At 32.5% G+C, this 12,714-nt stretch carries 13 protein-coding genes; 12 read left to right on the forward strand and 1 reads right to left on the reverse strand.

The window, feature by feature from the left end; all coding sequences use genetic code 11:
- The first annotated feature begins 185 nt into the window (after nt 1–185).
- From M4L39_RS06990 to M4L39_RS07030, 9 genes are all read left to right on the forward strand, one after another.
- Entirely contained in the window at nt 186–596 is a 411-nt protein-coding gene (locus M4L39_RS06990) for a YolD-like family protein (RefSeq protein ID WP_277581394.1), read from the forward strand.
- Between the two features lie 31 nt (nt 597–627).
- Entirely contained in the window at nt 628–1,446 is an 819-nt protein-coding gene (locus tag M4L39_RS06995; RefSeq protein WP_277581395.1) for a hypothetical protein, read from the forward strand.
- 1,401 nt (nt 1,447–2,847) lie between these two features.
- On the forward strand, nt 2,848–3,867 hold the full coding sequence (locus M4L39_RS07000; RefSeq protein WP_277581396.1) for a hemolysin family protein: 1,020 nt from the start codon (nt 2,848–2,850) through the stop codon (nt 3,865–3,867).
- 60 nt (nt 3,868–3,927) lie between these two features.
- Nucleotides 3,928–4,995 carry an NAD(P)H-dependent flavin oxidoreductase gene (locus tag M4L39_RS07005; protein ID WP_277581397.1) on the forward strand — a complete coding sequence of 356 codons (1,068 nt, stop codon included), beginning with the start codon at nt 3,928–3,930 and terminating at the stop codon, nt 4,993–4,995.
- Between the two features lie 214 nt (nt 4,996–5,209).
- Nucleotides 5,210–6,058 (forward strand): DUF72 domain-containing protein, encoded by an 849-nt coding sequence (locus M4L39_RS07010; RefSeq protein ID WP_277581398.1) that lies wholly within the window; start codon nt 5,210–5,212, stop codon nt 6,056–6,058.
- 10 nt (nt 6,059–6,068) lie between these two features.
- Nucleotides 6,069–6,893: a sulfite exporter TauE/SafE family protein gene (locus tag M4L39_RS07015; protein ID WP_277581399.1), complete on the forward strand. Its 825-nt coding sequence runs from the start codon at nt 6,069–6,071 to the stop codon at nt 6,891–6,893.
- A 22-nt stretch (nt 6,894–6,915) separates the two neighbouring features.
- Entirely contained in the window at nt 6,916–8,235 is a 1,320-nt protein-coding gene (locus M4L39_RS07020; RefSeq protein WP_277581400.1) for a bifunctional metallophosphatase/5'-nucleotidase, read from the forward strand.
- A gap of 81 nt (nt 8,236–8,316) precedes the next feature.
- Nucleotides 8,317–9,246, forward strand: a complete 930-nt coding sequence (gene lipA, locus M4L39_RS07025) for a lipoyl synthase (RefSeq protein WP_277581401.1) — start codon at nt 8,317–8,319, stop codon at nt 9,244–9,246.
- Nucleotides 9,247–9,412: 166 nt separating this feature from the next.
- The gene (locus M4L39_RS07030; protein ID WP_277581402.1) at nt 9,413–9,796 is read left to right on the forward strand and encodes a YutD family protein; all 384 of its coding nucleotides are present in this window, start codon (nt 9,413–9,415) and stop codon (nt 9,794–9,796) included.
- Nucleotides 9,797–10,027: 231 nt separating this feature from the next.
- On the opposite strand, the gene M4L39_RS07035 is transcribed toward M4L39_RS07030, so the two are convergent.
- On the reverse strand, nt 10,028–10,294 hold the full coding sequence (locus tag M4L39_RS07035) for a DUF3055 domain-containing protein (RefSeq protein WP_002508165.1): 267 nt from the start codon (nt 10,292–10,294) through the stop codon (nt 10,028–10,030).
- A gap of 148 nt (nt 10,295–10,442) precedes the next feature.
- Between M4L39_RS07035 and M4L39_RS07040 the strand changes: the two genes are divergently transcribed.
- The 3 genes from M4L39_RS07040 to M4L39_RS07050 are packed head-to-tail and all read left to right on the forward strand — an operon-like array spanning nt 10,443 to nt 12,630.
- Nucleotides 10,443–10,874, forward strand: coding sequence for a DUF86 domain-containing protein (locus M4L39_RS07040; protein WP_277581403.1), 432 nt, complete (start codon nt 10,443–10,445; stop codon nt 10,872–10,874).
- A 6-nt stretch (nt 10,875–10,880) separates the two neighbouring features.
- Nucleotides 10,881–11,660 carry a TIGR01457 family HAD-type hydrolase gene (locus M4L39_RS07045; RefSeq protein ID WP_277581404.1) on the forward strand — a complete coding sequence of 260 codons (780 nt, stop codon included), beginning with the start codon at nt 10,881–10,883 and terminating at the stop codon, nt 11,658–11,660.
- A 10-nt stretch (nt 11,661–11,670) separates the two neighbouring features.
- On the forward strand, nt 11,671–12,630 hold the full coding sequence (locus M4L39_RS07050; protein ID WP_277581405.1) for a 2-hydroxyacid dehydrogenase: 960 nt from the start codon (nt 11,671–11,673) through the stop codon (nt 12,628–12,630).
- Nucleotides 12,631–12,714 lie beyond the last annotated feature (84 nt).

The raw sequence follows: 12,714 nt of genomic DNA on the forward strand, positions 1-12,714 counted from the left end.
ATGTTATTTGTTAAACAAACAGGTTTATCTGCGTGTATGAATAACCCATTAAAAGCGCCTTTTATAAGGTGCTTTTTTGTTTATGGTAAAAATATAGTTGGGTTTTTTATTTGTATATTACTTACTCGGCAATTTCAACTTTACAAATGCGAACAAGCGTTCTATTATATTTATGAGGTGATAGTATGAAAGTGATTAATTCAGATACGCCAGACGAATATAAATACGAATCCGATTATCGTAATATACCACGAGAATATTTAAATCCACGTATTCCCGAAGGGCGTGGCATGGTTAAGTGGGCGCCATTTGCTACTATTCCAGAACAACATGAAAGATTAAAAGAACATATTCAAGATCAAAACAAAATAGAAAAGCCCGAATTAAGCGATGACCAACTAAACATGTTAAACGATACATTGATATTTAAAATGTACAACGATCCAGTAATAGAAGTTCGCTATTTTGTAAAAGGTTATATACAAACAATAGAAGGTTACATACACAAAGTAGATGTTCATACACAATTACTCTACTTATATGAAGAAACTGGTTTAAGTAAGATTAATTTAAAAGACATTGTGGAGATAAAATGAATTTACGTTTATGATATTACAATAAGAGGATGTGATTAAAATAAAACTTTTTTTCAAAATACTGTTTGCTGGTATTATAGGAGAGCTTCTAATTATACTAGTTTTAAACAGTATTAATATTAGCATTTTAAAACCGTACGAAAAGATACAAGTTGTAATAGGAGTTACAGGTCTATTCACCACCTCTTTAGGTGCATATATTGGTGCTAAAATAGCAGGTAACGAATCAAGAAAGTTATTTAAGCAAGAAATAAAAATGAATGATTTAAATAATAATATGTCGATAAATTTAGATGTTTTAGAAGATATAGAATATGTTAAAAGAAAAATAGATTTTATTAATGAATTAAATAGAAATAGTAAGTTTTTAGAGCCAAGTAGTTTAAGACAACTACAAGCAACTTCTAAAGACGCGAATTATACTTTAGAAAGTTTAAAAAATGAAAATCTAAAGAAAGCATCAGTTGTTTTGTATTCGGACATTCAAAATTTTTATAAAGAATTCGAGAATTTTAATTATAAAATACAAAATATAATCGATACTGATGCAACACGTGATTTATTTAAAATGGTAAAGAAAAATGAAATACCAATGGAACTTATAGGTTTATGGAGAGATTTTCATGAGTCATCTGATAATTACATTTATTTTTTAGTGGATAACGGCAGAGAAGAAATACTGAAAAAAATTTCCGTAGATTTAATCATGGAGGAAAATAAAAAATTCTTCGAATACAAGAAACTTGAAATTAAAAATTTTTCTCATAAAATAAACGATTCGTTTAATAATATGAAATATAAAAATAGAGAGGACTTAATCGAAGAATATACCGAACTATATAAAGATTGATAAAGCCCACCTAAATGAATAGGTGGGTATTTTTTGTTGTCAGTACCATTTTTGATACCATTTGAAGTTAAAACGTTAGATTTTTGTTTTATTATAATTTTTAAAACGTTGATTTACCAGGGGTTTTGATTTATAACCATCCTATATTTTTCGTTATATTAATTGAAATGGAAGGGTCAATTGGCTAGTCTTAGCTACTGATTCAACGATTTCTTATAAAAATAAAAGCACGAGAGATACGACTTCAATGCCATTTATTCTTTAAATGGTATTGAAGTATGCGTATCATCTCGTGCTTTTTATATACATGAATATCTGTAGATAAATATATTCAACTTTTCTATTGATGCAAAATTTTAGAAAATTAAAACCTTCCATATTGGAAAAGTGAAAATAAGTAGTGCTATCACTGTAAATAAACATAGTAAGATATTTACGATGCGATCACCATTGATAGCTGAAATAATATTAATCATAATTAATATTATGATTATAAAAAAGCCGCTATAAAAATATAAGTTGCCATTAAATACTTTGTTAAAAGATAATATCGGTATGAGATAGGCGACTAATGTAGCGAAAGCAGAAACTAAAGTCATATAATACTTAATAAAAACACCCCTTTAATGAAGAAACAACTTTATGTGCTATCAAAATTTTTAAATACAAGGGAAGTTTATAGCATAGGTATACACCAATCATACTATTCGTAAAATTTTTTCTTGAAAAAATAGAAGAAATCAAAAGGTATATTTCAAGCATTTCAGCATTGATAGAGTGATGGCTTGGCGAATTTCAAGAAGGATAAGAAAACAAGTGCCCAGCCAAATCAATTGGTTGGGCGCTTAATTTTTATGTATAACTTGTACCATATTGGAGCGTACTGATATTTTCTCTTCGCAGGTCTGCACCTGTTCTGTACAAAACGATAATTGATAAGAGCAGTATCATTACTGTACAAATAATAATCCATTTTCCCAGTTTGTTAATATTAAATATGAGACTGAAAATTATTATTAAGAATAATATACAGAAAAAGGCAAAAGCCGTATACATCATTAAATCTCCCATAAATAAAACATTCCTTGTAGAGTTAGCTTAAAAAACTCACTAATAAAAGTGAGTTTGTGAAGAGTTCCCCAAATTTAGCGTGCCTAAGTGTCACGCTTATTTTAATTTTAGCATAGCTATAAAATTCATAATATGTATATGAAGAGAAATAGTACTAAAGGATGACATTTCCTAACTAACTTATTTAAAATTTAATTTAGTTAATGTATCACAATTAGATGATTCAAAATACTAATTCTTTTGTAACGTTTATAAATTTTGAAAGAAGGGAAGTAAAGTATAACTTATGAATTTTTTTATTATAAATTATACTAAAGGAGTAATGCATATATGATTATAGCGATAATCATACTTTTGTTTGCTTCATTTTTCTTTTCAGGCAGTGAAACCGCATTGACGGCTGCTAATAGGATGAAGATGCAAACGGAAGCACAACAGGGCGATAAAAAGTCCGGAAAGATATCGAAATTATTAACTAAACCAAGTGAATTTATTACTACTATTCTTATTGGTAATAATATAGCAAATATTGTTTTACCTACATTAATAACGATTTTAGCTGTAGATTTAGGAGTAAGTGTAAGTATTGCAACAGCAGTGACAACAGTGACAATTATTGTAATATCTGAAGTCATTCCAAAATCGATCGCCGCTACATATCCTGATAGAATATCACGATTGGTTTATACACCAATTTCATTCTTTATTATTATATTTAAACCAGTAACTTTAATATTAAATGGATTAACAGATTCAATTAATAAAATTCTTTCTAAAGGCCATGAAGACCAGCAACGATTTTCAAAAGAAGAAATTAGGCAAATGGTTTCAATTGCAGGTAGTGAAGGTGCATTTAATGAAATGGAACGCAATCGTATACAAGGTGTCATGGATTTTGAAAAATTAAGAATTAAAGATATTGATACAACACCTCGAATAAATGTTGCAGCATTTCCATCAGATGTATCCTATAAAGAGGCATATGATACAGTTGTTTCAAACCCATATACGCGCTATCCCGTATACAATGAAGATATAGATAATGTTATTGGTGTTTTCCATTCGAAATATTTATTAGCGTGGAGCCGTGAGACTAGTAATGATATTTCACATTATACTTCTGAGGCTTTATTTGTAAATGAGCATAACAGAGCTGAGTGGGTGTTAAGAAAAATGACTGTATCGCGTAAACATTTGGCAATTGTATTGGACGAATACGGTGGCACAGACGCGATTGTATCTTATGAAGATCTTATTGAAGAAATGTTAGGTATGGAAATCGAAGATGAAATGGATGAAGAAGAAAATGAAAAAATCGAAGAACAAATGAAAGCATACAACAAGAAATAACATTTTAATAACACTTTCATATTTATTTTACAGTTAATTGGTGAAAGAGGGGTGTGCTAAATGAAATTATCATCAAGAATGACTGAGATTTTAGGTATTAGATTTCCGATTTTGCAAGCAGGTATGGCAGGTAACACAACGCCTGAATTAGTAGCAACTGTAAGTAATAGCGGAGGGTTGGGCAGTATAGGTGCAGGTTATTTCACACCTGAAAGACTTGAAAAAGAAATTACTTATGTACAGCAACTAACTGATTTACCTTATGCAGTTAATTTATTTGTGCCTAGTCAAAAATTATATATTCCAGATAAGGTAGAGCATATGAATGCGTGGTTAAAACCATACCGGCGTGCGTTTAATATTGAAGAGCCAGTATTAAATATGGATGAAACGTATCAATTTAATAGTGCAATTGATGTTGTTATTGAAAAGGGTGTGCCGGTGGTTACTTTTACTTTCGGTATACCTGATCAAACGACTATCACAAAATTAAAAGAAAGAGAGATTACCATTATTGGCACTGCAACATCCGTAGATGAAGCGATTGCTAATGAAAGTGCAGGGGTAGATGCTATTATTGCACAAGGTAGTGAAGCAGGCGGCCATCGTGGTTCGTTTACTGTGACTGTAAGTAATCAGACACCATTAGTTGGAACGATGTCACTCGTTCCTCAGATTGCTGATGCAATTGATATACCTATTATTGCGTCTGGCGGTATTATGGACGGTCGCGGACTTGTGGCAAGTATAGTTTTAGGTGCAGAAGCAATTCAAATGGGGACAGCATTTTTAACTACTGAAGAAAGTGGCGCATCATCATTATATAAAAATATGATACAACAAAGTAAAGAAACGGATTCTGTGGTCACTAATGTATTTACTGGAAAGCCAGCTCGAGGTATTGATAATGATTTTATTCATAAAATGGATGAATATGACGATGATATACCGGATTATCCAATTCAAAACCAGTTAACGAGTGCGATTCGTAGAGAAGCAGCTCAAAAAGGTGACGCACAGTGGACACATTTATGGAGCGGTCAAAGCCCACGACTTGCTCGAAATGTCTCCGCTACGTTGTTAATTCAACGTATTATTAATGAATCAAAAGCACTTCTGAATAGTTAAATAGTCGTACTATTAACATAGATACTTTACTCTATACGGTTGCTCGTATCCTTACGTGATGAGCAATCGTTTTTCTATAATATAGTAGTTAGCAAAATAAGCGAAGTGAAGGATATATTTTATAGCAAACTCCTACTTTTTAAAGTTATAGTAAATTAAATTTAATCAAGTGAATCCACTAAAACATATATGGTATCATTACATTGGTGATACTATGATAAATATTGGATTAACGGGTTGGGGCGATCACGATTCATTATATGAAGACTTGCAACGGAAAACAGATAAACTAGTGACATATGCAAGTCATTTCCCAATAGTAGAATTGGATGCAACTTATTATGCAATCCAACCTGAAAGAAATATAAGAAAATGGATAAGAGAAACACCTAAACGATTTGAATTTATAGTGAAGATACATCAAGCATTAACTTTACATGCTGATTATCATGAATATGCAGAAACTAGACAAATATTATTTGATCAATTTAAAGAGATGCTACAACCATTAAAAGAAGAAAATAAACTTGCTATGGTATTGGTACAATTTCCACCATGGTTTGATTGTACAGTTCAAAACATTACATATATACGCTATATCCGTGAGCAATTAAAAGCATTTCCTATGTGTGTAGAATTTCGTAATCGATCATGGTTTAATGACTCGTATAAAGAAGAAACGTTAGCCTTTTTAACGCAACAACAAATAATTCATTCCGTATGTGATGAACCGCAAGCAGGCCAAGGTTCGATTCCATTAGTTAATCGCATTACGCATGAAACTGCATTTGTTAGATATCATGGAAGAAATGTTCACGGCTGGACTAAAAAAGACATGACAGATGAAGCATGGAGAGATGTTAGGTATTTATACGATTATAATGAACAAGAATTAACAAGTTTAGTAAATAAGGTCAAAGTATTAGAACAAAAAGCTAAGAATATTTATGTCGTTTTTAATAATAATTCTGGTGGCCATGCTGCTAAAAATGCAAAAACCTATCAAAAAATATTAGGCATTGATTATCAAGGGTTAGCACCGCAACAATTAAAATTATTCTAGGAGAGATTACATGTTAACAATTATATTATTGATTTTAATTGGTGGCTTATCAGCAATTATAGGTTCTATTGTGGGAATCGGTGGCGGTATAATTATCGTGCCGACATTGATATATATCGGGGTAGAAAATAACCTATTACAAGGTATTACGCCTCAAATCGCTATAGGAACATCTTCCGTTATTTTAATAGTGACGGGTTTAACTTCAACATTAGGTTATTTAAAGACAAAGCAAGTAGATGTGAAAAACGGATCAATATTTTTATTTGGATTATTGCCTGGTTCTTTAATTGGAGCTCTACTAAGTCGCTATCTAACGTTAGAATCCTTTAATTTATATTTCGGTATATTCTTAATCATTGTAGCTATCTTACTTATAATAAGAAATAAGATCAAACCATTTAAAATATTTGATAAACCCAAATATGAACGTAGTTATGTCGATGGTACTGGAAAAAAATACCATTATAGTGTACCACCGCTAGTAGCATTTATTGCGACACTATTTATTGGTACTTTAACTGGATTATTCGGTATTGGTGGTGGCGCATTAATGACACCATTGATGCTTATTGTATTTAGGTTCCCGCCGCATGTAGCAGTTGGTACAAGTATGATGATGATTTTTTTTACAAGTATAATGAGTTCAGCAGGACACATTGTCCAAGGACATGTCGCATGGTCATATGCTATCGTTCTAATTATTGCGAGTTACTTTGGCGCTAAACTAGGCGTGAAAGTGAATCAATCCATAAAGTCAGATACAGTAGTCTTTTTATTACGTACATTTATGTTAATTATGGGTATATATTTAATAATAAAATCATTCCTATAAAGTAAGAGGAGGGAAAGTATAGATGAAACTAACGATTTATCATACAAATGATATACATAGTCATTTACATGAATATGCACGAATTTCAAAATATTTAGCCGAAGATAGACCGAAACTAGATCATCCCTCACTCTATTTAGATATTGGTGACCATGTTGATTTATCTGCGCCAGTTACTGAAGCAACGATGGGTATAAAAAATGTTGAATTGTTAAATAAAGCGCAGTGTGATATTGCCACGATAGGAAATAATGAAGGTATGACAATTTCACATGAAGCTTTAAATACGCTTTATGATGGTGCGAATTTTGAAGTGACATGCGCAAATGTCTTTGATGAGCAAGGACAATTACCGAATCATATATTGCCATCTTTAATTAAAGTTATAGATGGCGTACGGATTTTATTTATTGCAGCTACTGCACCATTCACGCCTTTTTATAGAGCGCTTGATTGGATAGTAACTAATCCATTAGAAGCAATTAAAGATGAAATCAGTGCTAATGAAGGTGAGTATGACTTATTATTTATCATGAGTCATGTTGGTGTTTTCTTCGATGAAAAATTATGCCAGGAAATTCCTGAAATTGACCTTATTTTAGGTAGCCATACCCATCATTATTTTGAAAATGGAGAAATTAATAACGGTGTATTAATGGCAGCTGCAGGTAAATATGGCAATTTTTTAGGTGAAGTTACGCTTGAAATTGAAAACAAACAAGTTGTTAATAAAGAAGCTACGATATATCCGGTTGAAACTTTGCCTGAAGTTGAAACGGATTTTGAAACTGAAGGTAAAGTGCTTTTAAGTGATCCTGTCATCGATCGACCAATAGAGCTACCACGTAGAACAGATGTTATTACGCAAACAGCGCATATGCTAGCTGAAAGTATATTTGAATTTACGAATGCTGACTGTACGATTATCAATGCTGGTTTAATCGTTAAAGGTGTCATTGCCGATCAAGTAACCGAATACGATATTCATCAGATGCTACCTCATCCAATTAATGCAGTACGGATTAAATTAAGTGGCCAAGAACTAAAAAACGTTATAATAAAAAGCCAAAAACAAGAATATATTCATGAACATGCACAAGGTTTAGGTTTTAGAGGTAATATATTTGGAGGGTATATATTATATAATTTAGGTTTTATTGAATCTGAATCACGTTACTTTATTAACGGTGAAGAAATTGAGGATGAAGCGACTTACATTCTAGGAACAGTTGATATGTATACGTTTGGTCGTTATTTCCCAATGTTAAAAGATGAGTCTATAGATTACTTAATGCCTGAATTTTTAAGAGATATTTTCAAAGAAAAATTACTAGAATATTAAAAACTAACAATATACGTTTAAATTTATTGAAAATTTCGTTATAATGATTACAGATTTCAAACTCAGGAGGATTGTGCGGATATGGCTACTAAAAACGAAGAAATTTTACGTAAACCAGATTGGCTGAAAATAAAGCTAAACACTAATGAGAACTACACAGGTCTGAAGAAAATGATGCGCGAAAAGAATTTGCATACAGTGTGTGAAGAGGCAAAATGTCCCAATATACATGAATGTTGGGGAGAACGTCGTACTGCTACTTTTATGATTTTAGGTGCAGTTTGTACACGTGCTTGTCGTTTCTGTGCAGTTAAGACAGGATTACCTAACGAGTTAGATTTAGATGAGCCAGAGCGAGTGGCTGAATCTGTTGAATTAATGAACTTAAAACATGTTGTTATAACAGCAGTAGCACGCGATGATTTAAGAGATGCTGGTTCAAATGTTTATGCTGAGACGGTACGTAAAGTACGTGAACGTAATCCGTTTACTTCAATAGAAATCTTGCCATCAGATATGGGTGGAGATTTTGAAGCGTTAGAAACATTAATGGCTTCAAAACCAGATATTTTAAACCATAACATCGAGACAGTCCGCCGATTAACGCCGACAGTTCGTGCAAGAGCAACGTATGATCGTACGTTAGAATTCTTAAGACGTTCAAAAGAGTTACAACCCGATATTCCAACTAAATCAAGTTTAATGGTAGGCTTAGGTGAAACACATGAGGAAATCTATGAAACAATGGATGACTTACGTTCAAATGATGTAGATATACTAACAATAGGTCAATATTTGCAACCTTCACGTAAACACTTAAAAGTTGAAAAATACTATACACCATTAGAATTTGGTAAATTAAGAAAAATTGCGATGGATAAAGGATTCAAACATTGCCAAGCTGGCCCGCTTGTAAGAAGTTCATATCATGCGGATGAACAAGTGAACGCAGCTGCAAAAGAAAAACATCGTATTGGTGAAGAAAAATTAGGTACTGATACAAAGATTTAATAGTAAAAAAGACTTAGTTTATTGGTTAAGTGTGCTTAATTTAGCTTCACTTTATGAACTAAGTCTTTATTAGAAATATAAAGTATATATACATAGCATGAGTCTGACTGTAACAGTTTGCCATTCATTGAGTGCATGGGTAGTATACTTAGATTAGGTGAATGAAATGATAAAAGTGAATGAACACTACTTTGAAATCATAGAAGAGTATAGAGAATGTTTTGACGAGGAAACATTCGCAAATCGTTATTCTGACATATTAGATAAGTATGATTATATTGTAGGTGACTTTGGTTACGAACAATTAAGGTTAAAAGGTTTTTATAATGATAAAAACAAAAAAGCAGAGTTGAGCAAACGTTTTTCAACAATACAGGATTATTTATTAGAATACTGTAATTTTGGTTGCCCATATTTTATCTTGAGACGTATACCGGAACAAGAACTTAAAGAATATGTAGATGAAACTGAAGAGGTTGAACCTGATTTTGAAGAAAATAAATTGCAAGACGTAAAGATTAAACCGAGTATTCAAGATACAGAAAAATAAATATTAATTAATTTACGTTTATGAATGGGACATAAATCGCCATTCTAAAAAGAACTCATCCGTTAAATTTTAACGGACGAGTTCTTTTTCTATATTAAAATATTTCTGTTTTGGTTGTGCATACTCAACGATATTGATCGAGCCTGTAGTCATTGACTTGCGTAGTGTCCTCAGTGACTCGCATGGAATAGCGATATAAAGATAACTATGAAGTCAGCCTATAGTTAACCACTATTGGATGACTTCATTTAGATATTCGGTAATTTCATTTCCTTCATCTTCATTAACACCAAGTATGTATGAAATATAACCTTCTTCTTCTAAATCATCTGTGCCGATAATTCCGAATTTATTTGTTTGCATATTCAATACGATAGTTTTACCAAAATGGCGATTGGTTTGAACTAACATCAAATCGTAACGGCTATGTTCGCCAACAAAACCGACAAACTGCACTTGAGCTGATTCGTCGTCGTCATATAGATACATATCAATCATTTTATAACACCTCTCGTAGTTTGTGACTTATAATATAATTCAGTAGTTTACTTCATTTTCCTGGTTAAAAAGTCTTAATTCACAGTATAACGATAAATGAATTCGACTGCAAAGGTATGGTATGATTAGAGATATAGGGGTGACGATGATGTATTTTGTTAATAAAGAAAAATTGAATACAAAGTTAAATTATTTACAACAATTAATTACAGATTATCCTCAAAGTAAAGATAATCACTATGCGTTTGAGCGCATTGCGCAAATGTTTATAGAGTCAGCTGTAGATATTGGAAATATGGTTATTGATGGCTTTATATTAAGAGACCCAGGTAACTATAAAGATGTTATCGATATTTTAGAATTAGAAAAAGTAATTTCTAAAGACACACAAGTTCATATTAATGAAACGGTCGATGTAAGAAAACAATTTGTCCACTATTATGATGAACTTGATACGGCTAGTCTTATACCACTTTTTGATGAGGCAGTGCCTTATTATCAACAATTTATTGAAGAAGTCATACGTTTTCTAAAAAGCGAAGATGTGCCGGTTACAGCTTTTGGTAAAAAAGGAGAGTAAGTATTAATGAAAAATTACAAAGCTTATCTTATTGATTTAGATGGCACGATGTATAAAGGTAATGAAACAATTGATGGTGCAACACAATTTATAGAGTATCTAAACCAACAACAAATTCCACATTTATATGTAACAAACAATTCTACGAAAGAACCAGAAGAAGTTGCTTCAAAATTACATACAATGGGTGTAGATGCAAAGGCTGATGAAGTAGTTACTTCAGCACTTGCAACTGCTGAATACATTTCAGAAGAATCTCCAGGGGCTACTGTTTATATGTTAGGTGGTAGCGGACTTGAAAAAGCACTAACAAGTCATGGATTAATATTGAAAGACGATGAGTTTGTTGACTACGTAGTAATTGGGTTAGATGAAGCAGTGACATATGAAAAATTAGCTACTGCAACATTAGGTGTACGCAATGGCGCGAAATTTATATCAACGAACCAAGATGTATCGATACCTAAAGAACGAGGCTTTTTGCCGGGTAATGGCGCTATTACAAGTGTTGTAACAGTATCTACAGGTGTTCAACCGACATTTATCGGTAAACCTGAACCTATTATTATGAAAAAAGCATTAGAAATTTTAGATTTAGAGCGCTCAGAAGTAGCTATGGTTGGAGATTTATATGATACGGATATTCTTTCAGGAATTAATGTGGACATTGATACGATACATGTACAAACTGGCGTCACAACTAAGGAACAAATCGTACTAAAAGACATACCTCCGACTTATACGTTTAAAGATTTGAATGAAGTGATCAAAGAACTCAAAATGTAGGGGTGATTGTATGAATAAAATAGTCGTTAGTAGAAAAATACCTAAGTTATTTATAGAACAATTAGAAACACTTGCGGATGTAGAAGTTTGGAACGAATCTTATACACCAATGCCAAGAGATAAATTTTTGGCATCATTAAAGGATGCAACTGCTTGTCTTATAACTTTAAGTGAAAAAATTGACGAAGAAGTTATGGAAGCAGCACCTCATTTGAAAGTAATTGCGAATATGGCAGTTGGTTTCGATAATATAGATGTACAACTTGTACAAAGTAAAGGAATTGTCGTTACAAATACGCCAGGTGTGTTAACTGAAACAACAGCAGAGCTAGGCTTCACTTTGATGTTGACTGTGGCAAGACGCATTGTGGAAGCGGAGCAATACGTACAAAGAGGTGAATGGCAAAGTTGGGGGCCATACCTCTTAGCAGGGAAAGATTTATATAATGCTAAGGTCGGTATCTACGGCATGGGCGATATCGGTAAAGCCTTTGCAAGACGCTTGAAAGGATTCAATGCAAATATTATGTATCACAATAGGTCAAGGCATAAAGACGCTGAAGAAGCATTAGGTGCTTTATATGTGCCTTTTGATACATTACTTGAGCATAGTGATTTTATTATTTGTACAGCACCACTTACTGAAGATACAAGAAATAAATTTGATACTGCTGCATTTAAGAAGATGAAAAACAATGCGATTTTCATTAACATTGGCCGAGGCGCAGTTGTTGATGAACAAGCACTTGTTAATGCTTTACAAGATGGAGAAATTGCCGCATGTGGTTTGGATGTCTTACGCCAAGAACCAATTGAAATGACGCATCCATTGTTATCAATGAAAAATGCGGTCATCGTGCCACATATTGGCAGTGCATCTGTACTAACGAGAAATCGTATGATTCAACTTTGTGTAGATAATATACGCTTAGTGTTAAGTCATAAAAATGCTAAAACGCCGATTTCATAAAATTAAATTACATGTTTTTCAGAACTGCTAATAAAGTCATTGACCTTATTAGCAGTTTTTTTGTGCTCAATGAACATTCGTAAG

Source organism: Staphylococcus equorum (assembly GCF_029531845.1).
In the GTDB taxonomy this organism is placed as follows: domain Bacteria; phylum Bacillota; class Bacilli; order Staphylococcales; family Staphylococcaceae; genus Staphylococcus; species Staphylococcus equorum_C.

Coding starts and splice junctions, on each gene's coding strand:
- M4L39_RS06990 (WP_277581394.1), top strand. CDS start 186: ATGAAAGTGATTAATTCAGATACGCCAGACGAATATAAATACGAATCC.
- M4L39_RS07000 (WP_277581396.1), top strand. CDS start 2,848: ATGATTATAGCGATAATCATACTTTTGTTTGCTTCATTTTTCTTTTCA.
- M4L39_RS07005 (WP_277581397.1), top strand. CDS start 3,928: ATGAAATTATCATCAAGAATGACTGAGATTTTAGGTATTAGATTTCCG.
- M4L39_RS07010 (WP_277581398.1), top strand. CDS start 5,210: ATGATAAATATTGGATTAACGGGTTGGGGCGATCACGATTCATTATAT.
- M4L39_RS07015 (WP_277581399.1), top strand. CDS start 6,069: ATGTTAACAATTATATTATTGATTTTAATTGGTGGCTTATCAGCAATT.
- M4L39_RS07020 (WP_277581400.1), top strand. CDS start 6,916: ATGAAACTAACGATTTATCATACAAATGATATACATAGTCATTTACAT.
- lipA (WP_277581401.1), top strand. CDS start 8,317: ATGGCTACTAAAAACGAAGAAATTTTACGTAAACCAGATTGGCTGAAA.
- M4L39_RS07030 (WP_277581402.1), top strand. CDS start 9,413: ATGATAAAAGTGAATGAACACTACTTTGAAATCATAGAAGAGTATAGA.
- M4L39_RS07035 (WP_002508165.1), bottom strand. CDS start 10,294: ATGATTGATATGTATCTATATGACGACGACGAATCAGCTCAAGTGCAG.
- M4L39_RS07040 (WP_277581403.1), top strand. CDS start 10,443: ATGTATTTTGTTAATAAAGAAAAATTGAATACAAAGTTAAATTATTTA.
- M4L39_RS07045 (WP_277581404.1), top strand. CDS start 10,881: ATGAAAAATTACAAAGCTTATCTTATTGATTTAGATGGCACGATGTAT.
- M4L39_RS07050 (WP_277581405.1), top strand. CDS start 11,671: ATGAATAAAATAGTCGTTAGTAGAAAAATACCTAAGTTATTTATAGAA.